This is a genomic window from Rhizobium beringeri (assembly GCF_004306515.1).
In the GTDB taxonomy this organism is placed as follows: domain Bacteria; phylum Pseudomonadota; class Alphaproteobacteria; order Rhizobiales; family Rhizobiaceae; genus Rhizobium; species Rhizobium beringeri.
Genome location: NZ_SILG01000001.1, coordinates 3,939,111 through 3,955,191, shown reverse-complemented (window position 1 = coordinate 3,955,191; position 16,081 = coordinate 3,939,111). Strand labels below are relative to the sequence as shown.

Annotated in this window: 16 protein-coding genes and 1 tRNA gene; 7 read left to right on the top strand and 10 right to left on the bottom strand. The window is 61.1% G+C overall.

The annotated features are described in order from the left end of the window. Positions 1-7: 7 nt before the first annotated feature. The 4 genes from eutC to ELH03_RS19745 all read right to left on the bottom strand — a co-directional run bounded on the left by eutC (position 8) and on the right by ELH03_RS19745 (position 4,074). On the bottom strand, positions 8-754 hold the full coding sequence (eutC, locus tag ELH03_RS19760; RefSeq protein WP_128410435.1) for an ethanolamine ammonia-lyase subunit EutC: 747 nt from the start codon (positions 752-754) through the stop codon (positions 8-10). Further along, the gene (locus ELH03_RS19755; RefSeq protein WP_130659337.1) at positions 751-2,148 is read right to left on the bottom strand and encodes an ethanolamine ammonia-lyase subunit EutB; all 1,398 of its coding nucleotides are present in this window, start codon (positions 2,146-2,148) and stop codon (positions 751-753) included. Before ELH03_RS19755 ends, eutC begins: the two co-directional genes overlap by 4 nt. Before the next feature lie 631 nt (positions 2,149-2,779). Beyond that, a tRNA-Arg gene (locus ELH03_RS19750) sits at positions 2,780-2,856 on the bottom strand. A 54-nt stretch (positions 2,857-2,910) separates the two neighbouring features. Continuing rightward, complete coding sequence (locus ELH03_RS19745; RefSeq protein ID WP_128410433.1) at positions 2,911-4,074, bottom strand: M20 aminoacylase family protein; 1,164 nt, start codon at positions 4,072-4,074, stop codon at positions 2,911-2,913. A gap of 158 nt (positions 4,075-4,232) precedes the next feature. On the opposite strand from ELH03_RS19745, the gene ELH03_RS19740 reads away from it, so the two are divergent. Next, positions 4,233-5,366 (top strand): D-alanyl-D-alanine carboxypeptidase family protein, encoded by a 1,134-nt coding sequence (locus tag ELH03_RS19740; protein WP_128410432.1) that lies wholly within the window; start codon positions 4,233-4,235, stop codon positions 5,364-5,366. 19 nt (positions 5,367-5,385) lie between these two features. Continuing rightward, positions 5,386-6,582 (top strand): CobW family GTP-binding protein, encoded by a 1,197-nt coding sequence (locus ELH03_RS19735; RefSeq protein WP_128410431.1) that lies wholly within the window; start codon positions 5,386-5,388, stop codon positions 6,580-6,582. Positions 6,583-6,681: 99 nt separating this feature from the next. Here the strand turns inward: ELH03_RS19735 and ELH03_RS19730 are convergent, their stop codons facing one another. The 5 genes from ELH03_RS19730 to ELH03_RS19710 all read right to left on the bottom strand — a co-directional run bounded on the left by ELH03_RS19730 (position 6,682) and on the right by ELH03_RS19710 (position 10,490). After that, on the bottom strand, positions 6,682-6,906 hold the full coding sequence (locus ELH03_RS19730) for a sulfurtransferase TusA family protein (protein ID WP_128404958.1): 225 nt from the start codon (positions 6,904-6,906) through the stop codon (positions 6,682-6,684). Positions 6,907-6,911: 5 nt separating this feature from the next. Then, the gene (locus ELH03_RS19725) at positions 6,912-8,141 is read right to left on the bottom strand and encodes a L,D-transpeptidase family protein (protein ID WP_130766592.1); all 1,230 of its coding nucleotides are present in this window, start codon (positions 8,139-8,141) and stop codon (positions 6,912-6,914) included. Between the two features lie 197 nt (positions 8,142-8,338). Further along, positions 8,339-9,292, bottom strand: coding sequence for an acetyl-CoA carboxylase carboxyltransferase subunit alpha (locus ELH03_RS19720; protein WP_105007531.1), 954 nt, complete (start codon positions 9,290-9,292; stop codon positions 8,339-8,341). Between the two features lie 62 nt (positions 9,293-9,354). Continuing rightward, the gene (gene xerD / locus ELH03_RS19715) at positions 9,355-10,308 is read right to left on the bottom strand and encodes a site-specific tyrosine recombinase XerD (RefSeq protein ID WP_128410430.1); all 954 of its coding nucleotides are present in this window, start codon (positions 10,306-10,308) and stop codon (positions 9,355-9,357) included. A gap of 5 nt (positions 10,309-10,313) precedes the next feature. Then, the gene (locus tag ELH03_RS19710; protein ID WP_012759201.1) at positions 10,314-10,490 is read right to left on the bottom strand and encodes a hypothetical protein; all 177 of its coding nucleotides are present in this window, start codon (positions 10,488-10,490) and stop codon (positions 10,314-10,316) included. Positions 10,491-10,638: 148 nt separating this feature from the next. Between ELH03_RS19710 and ELH03_RS19705 the strand changes: the two genes are divergently transcribed. The 3 genes from ELH03_RS19705 to ELH03_RS19695 are packed head-to-tail and all read left to right on the top strand — an operon-like array spanning position 10,639 to position 13,666. Beyond that, positions 10,639-11,229 carry a shikimate kinase gene (locus ELH03_RS19705; protein WP_027682636.1) on the top strand — a complete coding sequence of 197 codons (591 nt, stop codon included), beginning with the start codon at positions 10,639-10,641 and terminating at the stop codon, positions 11,227-11,229. Beyond that, positions 11,226-12,356: a 3-dehydroquinate synthase gene (gene aroB / locus ELH03_RS19700; protein ID WP_128410429.1), complete on the top strand. Its 1,131-nt coding sequence runs from the start codon at positions 11,226-11,228 to the stop codon at positions 12,354-12,356. Before ELH03_RS19705 ends, aroB begins: the two co-directional genes overlap by 4 nt. Next, the gene (locus ELH03_RS19695) at positions 12,356-13,666 is read left to right on the top strand and encodes an HlyC/CorC family transporter (protein WP_128410428.1); all 1,311 of its coding nucleotides are present in this window, start codon (positions 12,356-12,358) and stop codon (positions 13,664-13,666) included. Before aroB ends, ELH03_RS19695 begins: the two co-directional genes overlap by 1 nt. A 100-nt stretch (positions 13,667-13,766) precedes the next feature. Here the strand turns inward: ELH03_RS19695 and ELH03_RS19690 are convergent, their stop codons facing one another. After that, the gene (locus tag ELH03_RS19690) at positions 13,767-14,051 is read right to left on the bottom strand and encodes a BolA family protein (protein WP_018243805.1); all 285 of its coding nucleotides are present in this window, start codon (positions 14,049-14,051) and stop codon (positions 13,767-13,769) included. Positions 14,052-14,153: 102 nt separating this feature from the next. Between ELH03_RS19690 and ELH03_RS19685 the strand changes: the two genes are divergently transcribed. Both ELH03_RS19685 and cobS read left to right on the top strand, forming a co-directional pair. Further along, positions 14,154-14,771, top strand: a complete 618-nt coding sequence (locus ELH03_RS19685) for a J domain-containing protein (RefSeq protein ID WP_128404953.1) — start codon at positions 14,154-14,156, stop codon at positions 14,769-14,771. Positions 14,772-15,080: 309 nt separating this feature from the next. Next, positions 15,081-16,073: a cobaltochelatase subunit CobS gene (gene cobS / locus ELH03_RS19680; RefSeq protein WP_064647653.1), complete on the top strand. Its 993-nt coding sequence runs from the start codon at positions 15,081-15,083 to the stop codon at positions 16,071-16,073. The last annotated feature ends 8 nt before the right edge of the window (positions 16,074-16,081 follow it).

The window sequence follows — 16,081 nt, the reverse complement described above, 5'->3', positions numbered from 1 at the left end:
TTGAACTTTATGCTTCTTGGTGTGGCAGCGCTTCTATGGCGCCTTCGGCATTTTCCTTGAGATCGACACCGGTCAGCTGCAAGCGAAGCGCCTCCCGGACGATCCAAACGATCTTGTCCGCTGCGACCTCGTAGCTGAGCCCGTCGGCATGAATATTCGAAATACAGTTGCGCTCGCTGTCACGCCGTCCCGATTGCGGTCGGAACGTGATGTAGGCGCCGAGGCTGTCAGGTACGCTTAGTCCCGGCCTCTCGCCGATCAGCACGATGGCAACTTCCGCACCAAACGCCGCCGCTGCCTCATCACCAAATGCCACCCGCGCCTGCTCGCCCAATATCACTGGGGCGACGCTGAAGGCCCCGAGACGCTTCATGCATGCCTTGAATAGCGGCACCGCGTGGTGCTCGACCGCCGAGGCCGAAAGTCCGTCTGCGATGATGAAGGCGATATCATAGCGATCGCCTGAGCTCGGGAGATCGGCTGCGTTGGTCTGACGGCCGAGATCCGGGCGCGCCAGATAGATCGTACGGTCTGTGGCGCGAGACCGGATCCGGACCGTCGGCACGGGAGCAAGCTGCTTGGCAAGGGCGACAAAATCCACTTGCCCGTGCACGGCATCCCGCGCCCGGGCATGGGCAAGCTGGAAGTCGAGAATTGCCGATGTCGGCAAGGCGTCGCCTGCCCTTCCAAGCCCGATCCGGGCGCGTGTGGCGTTGCGGAACCGTGCAAATGGATCTCGTTCGAAGGGAGTCATGCCGATGCCCTGTAGCTCAGGAGATTGCGAGAAAAGGCGCCCGAGGCGCTGGCAGGCGCAAGACGACCCGTGTGATCAAGCATGCCCATGCGATGGAGCCAGGCTTCGAACTCCGGAGCGGGCGGACGATTGAACTGGTGCCTGAGGCCGACAATATCGTGGTAGGAAAGGCTCTGATAATTGAGCATGACGTCGTCGGCGCCGGGCACCGCGATGAGGAAGCTGACGCCCGCGACAGTCAGCAATACCATCAGATTATCCATATCGTCCTGGTCGGCTTCCGCATGGTTCGTGTAGCAAACGTCGACCCCCATCGGCACGCCAAGCAGTTTGCCGCAGAAATGGTCTTCGAGCCCGGCGCGGATAATTTGCTTGGCGTCGAAAAGGTATTCGGGGCCAATGAAGCCGACCACTGTATTGACGAGCAACGGATTGAGTTCACGTGCAACGGCATAGGCCCGCGTCTCCACCGTCTGTTCGTCGACACCATGATGGGCGTCGGCCGAGAGAGCGCTGCCCTGGCCGGTCTCCAGATACATGACATTGTTTCCGACCGTGCCGCGTTTCATGGAAAGTGCTGCCTGCTGGCCTTCCCTGAGGACGGCGAGATCGACGCCGAAACCCTTGTTGGCGGCCTCAGAGCCGGCGATTGACTGGAACACCAGATCGAGCGGCGCTCCAGCCTCGATCGCCTTGATTGACGTGGTGACATGGGTCAATACGCAGGATTGGGTCGGGATATCGAACCGTTCGCGCAGCCGGTCGAAAAGAACCATCAATCTTGTGCAGGCTTCAAGATTGTCGGTAGCCGGATTGATGCCGATCACCGCATCGCCGATCCCGTAAAGAAGTCCGTCGAGCGTCGAGCCGGCGACACCTTCAGGATCATCGGTGGGATGATTGGGCTGAAGACGGCTCGACAGTCGGCCGGGCAGACCGATCGTGGAACGAAAGGCCGTGACCACCTTACATTTGCCGGCGACGGTGATCAGATCATGGTTACGCATGATCTTGGAGACCGCCGCGACCATTTCGGGGGTGAGGCCTGGTCCAATGGCAAGCAGTTTTTCGGCGGTCGCCTCATAAGAGAGAAGCCAATCGCGAAATTCACCGACCGTCATGTGAGATACCGACGCGAATGCCATCCAATCATGGCGGTCGACGATCAGTCGGCTGACCTCGTCGACCTCGTATGGGATGACGAGATCCTCCAGGAAAGTTTTGAGAGGCATATCGGCGAGCAGGTAGCGGGCGGCCACCCGCCGCTCGTTGCTCGACGCCGCGATCCCGGCCAGCACGTCACCGGATTTCAGCGGCGAAGCGCAAGCCAATACCGACTTCAGATCCTGAAAGACATGGCGTTCGCGTCCTAGAACGATCGAATATGTTGTCATCTGCTCCTGGCCGTCGATCGGCCTATTCTCAATGCCCGAGAACTCGTCCGACTTTTGTGGGCATTCGCTTTCGCCGAGTATGTTTGCTCGGCCCAACGCCAAGCAACGCAAGAAGCGTGCCATTCCTATGGGCTAAGATGCGGAGGCGGCTGCGCCGGAGGCTTCGCATGGCTGGACCATCAGGGCCTACGCTGCGCGCGGCTATCGCAAAGACCGTTTTCAATTTAGGGTGGCTAATTCGCTGGGGTGGTTGTATCCACTTTACGATAGCATGCTCCGATGGGCGCAGATTTGCGCCCGGCTCAACACCGATTGCGAAAATATTCGTTGATCGTCCTGATCTAGCGGTTCCGGCCCGATTGCTTTTTCGGTGAGGCAGTCTGCGCTGAGACGCGATCGTCAATTTTGAGCGAACTGACCGTGGATCGACGCCGATGTCGAAAAACTAGCCAGTTGAACGAGTCCAATTGATCGCCAATTTCTTCGTCCCAAAGCGCGGTCGTGCGGCCTCAGCGCGACACCTGGCCTCGCTATTACCGATCAAAGGCCGGTTTCTCATGACATCATTATTGCGTTCTTGCATGTCTGCAGGAACGTGCGTTCTGTCGAGGGAGATAACCATCTGATTGACTGGTGATCCCGGCGCGATTCGAACGCGCGACCCCCAGATTAGGAATCTGGTGCTCTATCCTGCTGAGCTACGGGACCACTTGAGTGCCATGCATACAAAAGGCTTGGCGTGAAGCCAAGCCTTAATTGTTGCTAGAGACCGAGGCGTTGTTCGGCGAGGCGGACCCAGTAGGAGATGCCGTGGGCGATGGCTTCGTCGTTGAAGTCGTAGGCGGGGTTGTGCAGGCCGGCGCTGTCGCCGTTGCCGATGAAGATGAAGGCGCCGGGGCGGGCGTTCAGCATGTAGGAGAAATCCTCACCGCCCATCATCGGATCGATCTCGGCGTTGACGTTCGCCTCGCCGGCGATGGCGCTGGCGGTGGCGACCGCATGCTCGGTCTCATCGGGGTGATTGACGGTGACGGGATAGTTGCGGTGGAAGCTGATTTCGGCCTCGGCGCCGTGGGCAGAGACCAATCCCTCGATGATCTGCCGGAACCGCGTCTCGGCGAGCGTGCGCACTTCGGGGTCGAGGGTACGAACCGTACCGGCGAAGGTCGCATCGTTCGGAATGACGTTATGGGCAAAACCGGCATTGAACTTGGTCACCGAGACGACGACCGAGCGCAGCGGATCGGCGCTGCGCGAGGCGATCATCTGCAGGTTGGCGACGATCTGGGCGCCGATGGCGATCGGGTCGATCGTCCGGTGCGGCTGGGCGGCGTGGCCGCCGCGACCTTTCACGGTGACGGTGAATTCGTCGGTCGCCGCCATGATCGCGCCCTTGCGGGTGGCGAACTGGCCTACGGGCAGGCCCGGCAGATTGTGCATGCCGTAGACCTCTTCGATATCGAAGCGCTCCATCATGCCGTCCTTGACCATCAGATTACCGCCGCCGCCGCCTTCTTCGGCGGGCTGGAAGATGACGGCGACATTGCCGTTGAAGTTGCGGGTCTCGGCCAGGTATTTCGCGGCGCCGAGCAGCATGGCGGTGTGGCCGTCATGGCCGCAGGCATGCATCTTGCCCGGTGTCTTCGAAGCCCAGGGTTTGCCAGTGATCTCGGTGAGCGGCAGGGCGTCCATGTCGGCGCGCAGGCCGACCGTGCGAGAGCCTTCGCCCTTGCCCTTGATCAGGCCGACGACACCGGTGCGGCCGATGCCGGTGACGATCTCGTCGACGCCGAATTCCTTGAGTTTTTCGGCGACGAAGGCGGCCGTATTTTCCACCGCGAAGAGGAGCTCGGGCCGGGCATGAATATGGCGGCGCCATTCGGCGACCTCGTCCTGCAACTCCGCGGCTCTGTTCAAAATCGGCATATCGGCGTTCCTGTTATGAAATCTCGACAAATCTTTCATCGCATCACAAGGGTGTGAGGCTGTGGAAATTACTTAGTCAATGACCTTTGCCATGTCATAGCCATATAGGCTAAATAGGGGAAGATTTCGAGATTTTCCTGATATCTGAAGGACGAACCGTGTCGACGCGCCACTTCCGTTTGTTTGCTGCCTTGCGGCCGCTTTCTTTCGTATCAGCGGCGACTGCCGTTTTTCTGGGCTCCGTTTCGTTTGCCCAGGCCAATCCGCATATTCTCGTCGATGTGCAGACCGGCCGCGTGCTCGAGCATGAAGAAGCCTTCCGCAAATGGTATCCGGCCTCGCTGACCAAGCTGATGACCGTCTATACGGTGTTCGATGCGATCCGCGCTGGCCAGATCAGCCTCGATACGCCCATCGTCATGAGCAAGCGCGCCGCCGCGCAGCCGGCTGCCAAGATGTATTTCAAGCCTGGCCAGAAGCTGACGCTCGACAGCGCGCTGAAGATCCTGATGGTGAAATCGGCTAACGACATCGCGGTCGCGGTCGCCGAAGCCATTGGCGGTACGCAGGAAGGCTTCGTGACGCGGATGAACGGCGAAGCGCTGAAGCTCGGCATGACGGATTCGCATTTCGTCAATCCGAACGGCCTGCCCGGCAAGGGGCAATATACGACGGCGCGTGACCTTGCGGTGCTGACGGTGGCGCTGCGTCGCGATTTTCCGCAATATGCCGGTTATTTCTCGCTGGAGGGCTTCACGACCGGTCAGCAGAACGTGCCGAGCCTCAACATGCTGATCGGCCGCTTCGCCGGCGCCGATGGCATGAAGACCGGCTTCATCTGCGCCTCGGGTTTCAACCAGATCGGTTCGGCGACCCGCAACGGCCATACGCTGATCTCGGTCGTGCTCGGCACCGACAGCCTTGCGGCGCGCGCCGATGCGACAGCCAACCTTTTGCAGAAGGGCTTCACCGCGCAGTTTCCCGGCAACGACACGCTGGGTTCGCTGAGACCCTACGGTCCGGGACAAGACCAGGTTACCGACATCACCGCCGATATCTGCAGCGCCAAGGGCGCCAAGGTGCGTAGTGAAACGCGCGACGAGGTCGGCCGCATGAGGGTGCAGTCACCCTACATCCAGCCGATGGACCACGATCCGCAATTCGTCTTTGCCGGACTCATTCCGGGCCAGGATCCGCAGCCGGCTGCGCAGCCGGAAAAAATGGCGCGCGGCGATACCGCGGGAGCGATCGCCAACGTGCCGGTGCCGATGCCGCGCCCGACATCCTTTTAAGCTTTTAAGGTAAAACGACATGAGCGCGCTCAACGACAGGATTCCGGTCACCATCCTGACCGGTTTTCTCGGCGCCGGCAAATCGACGCTGCTCAACCGCATCCTCAAAGACCCCGTGATGAAGGATGCGGCCGTCATCATCAATGAATTCGGCGATGTCGGCATCGACCACCTCCTGGTCGAAAGTTCCGGCGATTCGATCATCGAGCTTTCCGATGGGTGCCTCTGCTGCACCGTGCGCGGTGAACTTGTGGATACGCTGGCGAACCTGATGGACGCGGTGCAGACGGGCCGCGTCAAGCCGGTCAAGCGTGTCGTCATCGAGACGACGGGCCTTGCCGATCCTTCGCCGGTCATGCAGGCGATCATGGGCAATCCCGTCATCGCCACGAATTTCGAGCTTGACGGCGTCGTCACCGTCGTGGACGCGGTGAATGGGCTGCAGACGCTCGACAATCACGAGGAAGCGCGCAAGCAGGCGGCGGTCGCCGACCGGCTGATCGTCTCGAAAAAGGCGATGGCCGAGGCAACGGACGGGCTGGAAAAGCGCCTGCGGGCGCTCAATCCGCGTGCCGTGATGATGGATGCCGACAGCGCCGAAGCGGGCAGTGCCGCAGTGCTGGTCAACGGGCTCTACGATCCGGCGACGAAGATTGCCGATGTCGGCCGCTGGCTGCAGGACGAGGATGCACACGAGGCGCATCACAATCACGACCACGGTCGTGATGGACATCACAATCACGATGTTAATCGTGATGGCAATCATGGCCATGATCATGATGGTCACCACCACCATCATCACGCTCATGCGGATCAGGATCCGCATGACGTCAATCGTCACGATGCCTCGATCCGTTCTTTCTCGATCATTGAGGAGAAGCCGATCGATCCGATGGCGCTTGAGATGTTCATCGATCTCCTCCGTTCGGCCCATGGCGAGAAGCTGTTGAGGATGAAGGCGATCGTGTCGGTCTCCGACCGGCCGGATCGGCCGCTGGTGCTGCATGGGGTGCAGAGCATTTTCCATCCGCCGGTGCGGCTTCCCGCCTGGCCGGGGGAAGACCGGCGCACACGCATGGTGCTGATCACCAGGGATCTGCCGGAAGCCTTCGTGAAGGATCTGTTCGACGCCTTCCTCGGCAAGCCGCGCATCGATATGCCCGATCGTGCGGCGCTCTCCGACAATCCGCTCGCTATCCCGGGCCTCAGAATTTAAAGCATGTCGCCCAAAAGTGTGCAGCGGTTTTGCGCCAAAGACATCCGGAAAACAAAGACCTAAAGTGCGGCAAACGAATCTGAAAGATCGCGACCCGCTTTAGCGCTTGCGGATCAGGAAGCGGTGGCCGTTTTCGGTCTTTTCCGTCTCGACCAGTTCGTGGCCGTCCTCATTGCAGAAATGCGGCATGTCGATCACAGCAAGCGGATCGGTGGTGTCGACGCGAATGAGCGTGCCGCTCGCCATGGCGGCGAGCTTCTTGCGTGTCTTGATCACGGGCAATGGGCATTTCAGGCCGCGAAGATCGTAGAGAACGGGGTTCAAGCCGTTCAGTTCCTCGCCCAGAATTTCCAGAACGGCTTCTTTGCCGTGGCTTCCGCCGTTTCCTGCGGTTCGGGCGCCGCAAAGGCCAGCGGGTTCTGCGTCGGCACCGGCACGACCGCAGGTGTCGCGTCAGCGACTGCCACTGCCTGCGGCTGGGCAGGTGCTGCTACAGGCGTGGCACCCGGCGCGGACTTGGCGGCGAGGCCCTGCGCGGTGCGCTTGGCCATCATGTCTTCGAGTTCGGCGACCTTGACCATGCGGCCAGCTTCCAGCGAGGTGCCGGTCGGGGCGTAAGCAAGTTCGCGGCCCTTGCGCAGCTTGGCGACCACGGCCTTGCGCTCGGCTTCTGTGGGATCGTACCAGGCCATGCCGTCGAATTTGCTCATCGCCTTGGCATAATCGGCATCGTAGGTCTTGCCGTAGGAGGCAAGAGCTGCGGTCAGCGCCGGCGGCGTCGACATAGCAGGGCACTTGCCGGCAGCATTGAAGGCGCCGCCGTCGGTTGCCTGCTGATTGAAGACGTATTTCTTCTCGCAGACATTCACCTCAGGCGGGCGCTTCGTCACTTCGAAATTGTCGTAGCCGACCTTCAGCATCTTCCAGAAGTCGTAACTGCTGTCGAGGCGATGCTTCACCATGTTTTCCGCCGTCATGCGGAAGGGGAAGGCCTGCAGCTGCACCGTCGCCTGGCCGCCCTTGAAAGCGTCGCGGGCGAAGGCGTAGATCTCCAGCACCTGCTGGTCGGTCATCGAATAGCAGCCGGAGGAGGAGCAGGCACCGTGGATCATCAGATCGGAACCGGAGCGGCCGTTCGCCGCATCGTAGCGGTTCGGGAAGCCGGTGTTGATCGCCAGATAATATTTGGAATTGGGGTTCAGGTTGGCGCGCGTCAGGTCGTAGAAACCTTCCGGCGCCTGCCGGTCGCCGGTCTTTACCTTCGGGCCGAGACGGCCGGACCAGGCGCAGATCTTGTAATCGGCGATCTTGTCAAAACGGTTGTCGGTCTTCGCCTTCCAGATCTCCATGGCACCTTCTTCCTTGAAGATGCGGATCATGATCGGCGAATTGCGGTCTATGCCCTTGGCGGACATCTGCGCGAGGATATGGCTGGGAAGCGGCTGCTCGACCTTGTTCTTGACCTTGGAAAGATCGACTTGCGCGGTTTCCAACGCGTCATTGCAGCCGGACAGAGCCAGCGCCATGAGGGAAATATAGGCAAAATGACGTATGCGCATCCAAACTAGCCCATAATGATAATGCGACCCGGTCCGCCTATGGAGTCCGGGCATCAGAAGGAATCATAGGCGGCTTATACTTTATAAAACCTTACCAGCCTATGACTTTGCCACGAACGTCCCCGCAAGCGCGAGTGTTACAGATAACATCAATGTGGCCAAGATTTGGCCCCAATCGGCGAAGAGCCAAATGTCCGTTAGAGATTGCGGCCCATGGCGAGGAATTTCTGGCGGCGGTCGTTGCGCAGTTGCTCGCCGGAACGGGATGCCATTTCGGCCAGAGCATTGGCGATCACGTCGCCGGTTGCGGCTATCACGCTGTCCGGATCGCGATGCGCGCCGCCGAGCGGTTCGGAGATGATGCCGTCGATGACGCCGAGCGATTTCAGGTCCTCGGCGGTGATCTTCATGTTGGTCGCCGCTTCACGGGCGCGGGTGGAATCGCGCCAGAGGATGGAGGCGGCCCCTTCCGGCGAGATGACGCTGTAGATCGAATGCTCGAGCATATAGACCTTGTTGCCGGTGGCGATGGCGATCGCGCCGCCCGAGCCGCCTTCGCCGATGACGACGGAGACCAGCGGAACCTTGACGCCGAGACACATTTCCGTCGAGCGGGCGATCGCCTCGGCCTGGCCGCGCTCTTCGGCGCCGACGCCGGGATAGGCGCCTGCCGTATCCACCAGCGAAATCACCGGCAGGCCGAAACGATCGGCCATTTCAAGGATGCGGATCGCCTTTCGGTAGCCTTCCGGACGGGGGCTGCCGAAATTGTGCTTGATGCGGCTCTTGGTGTCGTTGCCCTTTTCCTGGCCAATGACGGCGACCGGCTGGCCGCGAAAGCGGGCAAGGCCTGCCTGGATCGCGGCATCCTCGGAAAACTTGCGGTCACCGGCGAGCGGCGTGAATTCCTGGAACAGCGTCTTGGCGTAATCGACGAAATGCGGGCGTTGCGGATGGCGGGCGACCTGCGTCTTCTGCCAGGGGTTGAGCTTGGAATAGATTTCGACGATCGCCTCACGGACGCGAACCTCCAGCCGGCCGATCTCATCGGTGGTGTCGATGCTCTCGTCTTCCGTTGCGAGCTTCTTCAGCTCGATGATCTTGCCTTCGAGGTCGGAGATCGGCTTTTCGAAGTCGAGATAATTGTGCATGAGGTGCGTTTCCGTTCCTTGTGCCCGGGGCGTTTTCCTGGCTCCGCCCCATGTCGCCGGTCCTATTCGTGCTTTTTCGCCTGTTTGGCAAGGGGGTGATGCGTCTGGACAAGCTGCTGCAGCCTCTCTTCGAGGACATGTGTGTAGATCTGCGTGGTCGAAATGTCCGAATGGCCGAGGAGTTCCTGTACGACGCGCAGATCGGCGCCGTTCGCCAGCAGGTGGCTGGCAAAGGCGTGGCGCATGACATGCGGCGAGATCAGCGACGGCGTCAGGCCGGCGCGGATCGCCAGGTTCTTGAGGTCGCGGGCAAAAACCTGGCGCGGCAGGTATCCCTCCTTCGAGGCGGAGGGAAACAGCCAGGTGCTTTCCTGCGGTTCCTTCACTGCTGCATTTTCCGCCGCCAGCAGGCGCCCGTAGGATTTCAGGGCTGATATCGCCGATTGCGACAGCGGCACCAGCCGTTCCTTGTTGCCCTTGCCGCGGATCATCAGGAAACGGCCTTCCTGATCGAGCACGCGGGCAGGAAGCGAAACGAGTTCGCTGACACGCATTCCGGTGGCATAGAGCAGTTCCAGCAGCGCCAGCATGCGCAGGCGGTGCAACTGGCCCGGAGCCGGATCGTCGGCCTCGGCCTCGGCCTGCGAAAGCAACCTGCCGACCTCCTCGACACCCATCGTCTTCGGCAGCGGACGGCCCTTCTTCGGCGCATCGAGAATGCCTGTGGGGTCGTCGGTCCTCAGGCCCTCGGCATAGAGGAACTTGTAGAACTGCCGCATGGCCGCAAGCCGGCGCGCCTGCGAGGAGGGTTTGAAGCCCTTTCCGGCGAGTGAGGAGAGATAGGCGGCAAGATCGGCGGAGGCGGCTTCGGTGAGCCGTATGCTGCGCTCCTTCAGGAAAGAACGGACGTCGTCGAGATCGCGTTCATAGGATTGCAGCGTGTTGGCGGCAGCACCCCGCTCGGCACTCATCATCTCCAGGAAAGATTCCACATGGACGCGACCGAGATCCACCATGCCGGTCACTTCCTGGTCGTGTCGATCGCACCCGTGGCGGGCGGATTGACCCGCTCTGACGGAATGCGGATCGTCACGTCGCGCTGCTGCGGCTCCACGAAGGTCACAAGCGCCAGCATCGCTCCGTAGACCGTCCCGGCGAGGATCGCGCAGACGAACAGAAAACGGAACAGGGTCGGCATCCAGCAACTCCTTCATGCTCTGCTTCTGTTATAAGAAGCCTATCTGCAAGTGCAAGAAGCGGTATTCAAGCCATGATTCCCTTGTCCGCGACTTGACGCTCCACCTGCATTTGTCGATACCGTTTGCAAACAAAGTGTGAATGGACCGATGAGTGAACAACTGCTGACCGTTGCTGACAGCTTGAAAGACAGAGCTCGCGCCGCGCTCGGTTCACGCAATCTGATCCTTGTCGGCCTGATGGGCGCCGGCAAATCCTCCGTCGGGCGCATCGTTGCCAGCCAGCTCGCCATTCCCTTTATCGACAGCGATCTGGAGATCGAGCGGGTGTCGCGCATGACGATCGCCGAGCTTTTCGCCGCCTATGGCGAGCAAGAGTTTCGGGCGTTGGAAGCGCGGGTGGTGAAGCGGCTGCTGAAAAGCGGGCCGCGTGTCGTCTCCACCGGCGGCGGCGCCTTCATCAACGACCGGACGCGCAAGCATATCAAGAAGGGCGGCCTTTCCGTCTGGCTGAAGGCGGATCTCGACGTGTTGTGGGAGCGGGTCAACAAACGCGACACGCGGCCGCTGCTGAAGACCGAAAATCCGAAGCAGACGCTCGAGGGCCTGATGAATGCGCGTTATCCGATCTATGCGCAGGCCGATATCACCGTGCTTTCGCGCGACGTGCGCAAGGAAATCATGGCCGACGAGGTGCTGGAGGCCGTGATCGAAGCTCAGAAGGAAAGTGCAGCGTCATGAATGCGATACCCTCCGCTTCCGCCATCCGAACGGTGCATGTGCCGCTCGGCGAGCGCGCCTACGACATCCTGATCGGGCCGGGGTTGATTGCGCGGGCTGGCGCCGAGATTGCCACCCGGCTCAAGGGCCGCAAGGCGGCTGTTATCACCGACGAAAATGTCGCTCCACTCTATCTCAAGGCCCTCGTCGCAAGTCTGGATGAAGCGGGTATCGCCTCGGCTGAGGTCGTCCTGCCGGCCGGCGAGAAGACCAAGAGCTTCGAACATCTGATCACGGCCTGCGACAAGGTGCTCGAAGCCCGCGTCGAGCGTAACGATTACGTCATCGCACTCGGCGGCGGCGTCATCGGCGACCTTTCGGGATTTGCGGCCGGCATCGTCCGCCGCGGCGTACGCTTCGTGCAGGTACCGACCTCGCTGCTGTCGCAGGTCGATTCCTCCGTCGGCGGCAAGACCGGCATCAATTCCCGCCACGGCAAGAATCTGATCGGCGTCTTCCATCAGCCGGACCTGGTTCTGGCCGATACAGATGTGCTGAATTCGCTGAGCGCGCGCGAATTCCGCGCAGGTTACGCCGAGGTCGCGAAATACGGGCTGATCGACAAGCCGGATTTCTTTGCCTGGCTGGAAGCGAACTGGAAGGCGGTTTTTACCGGCGGCTCCGCGCGCATCGAGGCGATTGCCGCGAGCTGCCAGGCGAAGGCCGATGTCGTCGTTGCCGACGAGCGCGAGAACGGTCAGCGGGCGCTGCTCAATCTCGGCCATACCTTCGGTCATGCGCTGGAAGCGGCGACCGCCTATGACAGCTCCCGCCTCGTGCATGGCGAGGGCGTTTCGATCGGCATGGTGCTGGCGCACGAATTCTCCGCACGGATGAACCTTGCAAGCCCCGACGATGCGCGGCGCGTCGAGCGGCATCTGAAGGAGGTCGGCCTGCCGACCCGCATGTCCGACATTCCGGGCGACCTGCCGCCGGCCGAAACGCTGATGGACGCGATCGCCCAGGACAAGAAGGTCAAGAGCGGCAAGCTCACCTTCATCCTGACGCGCGGCGTCGGCCAGTCCTTTGTCGCCGACGACGTTCCGGCGTCCGAAGTGATCAGCTTTCTCCGGGAAAAACACGCCTGATGTCGGTCGAAGGCGCTCTGGCATTTCTTTCGACATACTGGCCGGAGATCCTTTCGATCACGGCGCTCGTGCTCATGTCCGCCTTCTTTTCCGGCTCCGAGACCGCGCTCACCGCCGTTTCCCGCAGCCGTATCCACACGCTCGAGGTCAACGGCGATGAACGCGCCGGCCTCGTCCGGCAGTTGATCGAGCGGCGCGACCGGCTGATCGGCGCACTGCTCATCGGCAACAATCTCGCCAACATTCTGTCCTCCTCGATCGCCACCAGCCTCTTCCTCGGGCTGTTCGGCAGTTCCGGGGTGGCGCTGGCGACGCTCGCGATGACGGTCATCCTGGTCATCTTCGCGGAAGTGCTGCCGAAGAGCTGGGCGATTTCGGCGCCTGAGCGCTTCGCACTCGCCATCGCGCTGCCGGCCAAGCTCTTTGTCACCGTCGTCGGCCCGGTTTCCTCCTTCGTCAATGCGATCGTTCGGCAGATTCTTTCGCTGTTCGGCATCAATTTGTCACGAGAGACATCGATGCTGACGGCGCATGAGGAACTGCGCGGCGCCGTCGATCTGCTGCATCGCGAAGGATCGGTGGTGAAGGCCGACCGCGACCGCCTCGGCGGCGTACTCGATCTTAGCGAGCTCGAACTGTCCGACATCATGGTCCACCGCACCGCGATGCGGGCGATCAACGCCGACGATCCACCGGAAGCGGTGGTGCGCGTCATCCTCGAAAGCCCCTATACGCGCATGCCGTTGTGGCGCGGCACGATCGACAACATCATCGGCGTCGTCCACGCCAAGGATCTGCTGCGGGCGCTTGCCGAGCCGAACATGGAGCCGCAGAACCTCGATATCGTGAAGATCGCGCAGAAGCCGTGGTTCGTGCCCGACAGCACCAACCTCGAGGACCAGCTCAACGCCTTCCTGCGGCGCAAGCAGCATTTCGCCGTCGTCGTCGATGAATATGGCGAGGTGCAGGGCATCGTCACGTTGGAGGATATTCTCGAGGAAATCGTCGGCGACATTTCCGACGAGCACGATATCGAGATACAGGGCGTGCGTCAGGAGGCCGACGGTTCCGTTGTCGTCGACGGCGGCGTGCCGATCCGCGACCTGAACCGGGCGCTCGACTGGAACCTGCCCGACGAGGAGGCGACGACGATTGCCGGCCTCGTCATCCACGAATCGATGACCATCCCGGAAGAGCGCCAGGCCTTCACCTTCTACGGCAAGCGTTTCATTGTCATGAAGCGGGAGAAGAACCGCATCACCAAGCTGCGCATCCGGCCGGCCGGGGAAGACGGCGCAAAGCCATCCTGATCCCAGCAATTCAATTGTTACAGCGTTGTTTGCGCGTCTGAAAAGACGCGCGGCGCTGTAGGATTGCGGGCCGCCAATGCCTATATAGGCTTTGGTGGCGCTACCAGCGGGTCGGTTCGCCGGGTGCTGCCGGTTCGACGGCCAGCGCATGCAGGCCGGCATCGAGCTCCGGTTTCAACAGGTCGGTGATTGCCCGGTGGCGCGCCAGCCGCGACATGCCGGCGAATTTTCCGGAAACGATCCTCACTCGCATATGGGTTTCGCCGGTGCCCGTGATATCAGGCTGGTGGCCGGCATGCAGATGGCTTTCGTCGATGACGCTTACGCGTTCGGGCGCGAAGGCTTCGACAAGTTTTTCTTCGATGCGGGTTCGCAGGGTCATCATCCGGTCTTGCTGGTTCGCGAAAAGGGTATCTACCAAGCCAGCAACATTCCCGTTTGTCAATTCTTGTTGTCGCTTCGCGACAGCCCCATAATTAGCGCCGTCATGAGACTTGATTCCAAATATTTCGATCGCATCCGAACACGCCGCAAACGCGAGCCAGAGGCAGAGCAGGCGCCGCCTACCTGTCAGTGGGACGGGTGCGACAAAAAGGGGGCGCATCGCGCTCCCGTCGGCCGCAATGCGGAAGGCCAGTTCTTTTTGTTCTGCTTCGAGCACGTCAAGGAATACAACAAGGGCTACAACTATTTCTCCGGTCTTTCGGATGGCGAGATCGCGCGTTACCAGAAAGAGGCGATCACCGGCCACCGGCCGACATGGACGGTCGGCGTCAACAAGGCGGCGAAGGACAGTCCGCTGCATTCGGAGATCCGCTCCGGCGCCTATACGCGTGTTCGCGATCCCTTCGGCTTCGTCAAGGAAGGCGGCAAGGGCAGCGGGCCGCGTTTTCCCCAGGCGCGCAAGCTGAAATCGCTCGAAACCAAGGCCTTCGAAACGATGGGCCTCGACGCCAATGCGACATCGGCGGAGATCAAGAGCCGCTACAAGGAACTGGTGAAGAAACACCATCCCGATGCCAATGGTGGCGACCGCGGCTCGGAGGAGCGTTTCCGCGCCGTCATCCAGGCCTATCAATTGTTGAAGCAGAACGGTTTTTGTTAATTCCCGTCCTTGCTCTTGGGCTTCAATCGGGTATGGTCCAAATCGGCTGAGGCCGCAGGCAAACGCGGCTCATATTTGTGCGTTTTCCCGACATCGCCTCCGCCGACCTTCCGGACGCGGCGTTTCTTGTCCGGGACTCTTCAAGAATGCTCGCACGCGGTCATTATCCCGCCGAGGTTTCGTTTCAGTCCCGGAGAAGCATCGCCGACGTTCCGACCTGGACGGGCGCGGAATAAAAAACGCGGCGTCACGGTTGCGACATGGCCTGAGATAGTATGGCCGGGTGGCATCACCCGCCTTGGAGACATGATGAGCAAGATCGACCTGGATATATCAGAACTGCCCGATACCACCGTTTCGGTCCGCGAGGCCTTCGGCATCGATTCCGACATCCGCGTTCCCGCCTACAGCAAGGGCGACGCCTATGTGCCGGACCTCGACACCGACTACCTGTTCGACCGCGACACGACGCTCGCCATTCTCGCAGGCTTCGCCCATAACCGCCGCGTGATGATCTCGGGTTATCACGGCACGGGCAAGTCCTCGCATATCGAGCAGGTGGCGGCTCGGCTCAACTGGCCTTGCGTGCGCATCAACCTCGACAGCCATGTCAGCCGTATCGATCTCGTCGGCAAGGATGCGATCGTCGTCAAGGACGGGCTGCAGATCACCGAGTTCAAGGATGGCATCCTGCCCTGGGCCTACCAGCACAATGTCGCGCTCGTTTTCGACGAATATGATGCCGGTCGCCCCGATGTGATGTTCGTCATCCAGCGTGTGCTCGAATCCTCCGGCCGCCTGACGTTGCTCGACCAGAGCCGCGTCATTCGGCCGCACCCAGCCTTCCGCCTGTTTGCGACTGCGAACACGATCGGCCTCGGTGACACGACCGGCCTCTATCACGGCACGCAGCAGATCAACCAGGCGCAGATGGACCGCTGGTCTATCGTCACCACGCTGAACTACCTGCCGCATGATCACGAAGTGAATATCGTCGCCGCCAAGGTGAAGAGCTTCGGCAGTGACAAGAACGGCCGCGAGACGGTTTCGAAGATGGTGCGCGTCGCCGACCTGACGCGCGCGGCCTTCATGAACGGTGATCTCTCGACCGTCATGAGCCCGCGTACGGTCATTACCTGGGCGGAAAACGCCGAGATCTTCGGCGATCTCGCCTTCGCCTTCCGCGTCACCTTCCTCAACAAGTGCGACGAGCTGGAACGCCCGTTGGTCGCCGAACACTATCAGCGCGCCTTCGGCGTCGAGCTGAAGGAAAGTGCCGCCAACATCGTTCTCGGGGCTTGAGACCGACC

Excerpts from the sequence above, each read along its gene's own strand:
- xerD (WP_128410430.1), bottom strand. The coding sequence starts at position 10,308 with ATGGTGGATCTCGGTCGCGTCCATGTGGAATCTTTCCTGGAGATGATG.
- ELH03_RS19720 (WP_105007531.1), bottom strand. The coding sequence starts at position 9,292 with ATGCACAATTATCTCGACTTCGAAAAGCCGATCTCCGACCTCGAAGGC.
- aroB (WP_128410429.1), top strand. The coding sequence starts at position 11,226 with ATGAATGCGATACCCTCCGCTTCCGCCATCCGAACGGTGCATGTGCCG.
- ELH03_RS19690 (WP_018243805.1), bottom strand. The coding sequence starts at position 14,051 with ATGATGACCCTGCGAACCCGCATCGAAGAAAAACTTGTCGAAGCCTTC.
- ELH03_RS19745 (WP_128410433.1), bottom strand. The coding sequence starts at position 4,074 with ATGCCGATTTTGAACAGAGCCGCGGAGTTGCAGGACGAGGTCGCCGAA.
- ELH03_RS19735 (WP_128410431.1), top strand. The coding sequence starts at position 5,386 with ATGAGCGCGCTCAACGACAGGATTCCGGTCACCATCCTGACCGGTTTT.
- eutC (WP_128410435.1), bottom strand. The coding sequence starts at position 754 with ATGACTCCCTTCGAACGAGATCCATTTGCACGGTTCCGCAACGCCACA.
- ELH03_RS19755 (WP_130659337.1), bottom strand. The coding sequence starts at position 2,148 with ATGACAACATATTCGATCGTTCTAGGACGCGAACGCCATGTCTTTCAG.
- ELH03_RS19705 (WP_027682636.1), top strand. The coding sequence starts at position 10,639 with ATGAGTGAACAACTGCTGACCGTTGCTGACAGCTTGAAAGACAGAGCT.
- cobS (WP_064647653.1), top strand. The coding sequence starts at position 15,081 with ATGAGCAAGATCGACCTGGATATATCAGAACTGCCCGATACCACCGTT.
- ELH03_RS19685 (WP_128404953.1), top strand. The coding sequence starts at position 14,154 with ATGAGACTTGATTCCAAATATTTCGATCGCATCCGAACACGCCGCAAA.
- ELH03_RS19725 (WP_130766592.1), bottom strand. The coding sequence starts at position 8,141 with ATGCGCATACGTCATTTTGCCTATATTTCCCTCATGGCGCTGGCTCTG.
- ELH03_RS19695 (WP_128410428.1), top strand. The coding sequence starts at position 12,356 with ATGTCGGTCGAAGGCGCTCTGGCATTTCTTTCGACATACTGGCCGGAG.
- ELH03_RS19710 (WP_012759201.1), bottom strand. The coding sequence starts at position 10,490 with ATGCCGACCCTGTTCCGTTTTCTGTTCGTCTGCGCGATCCTCGCCGGG.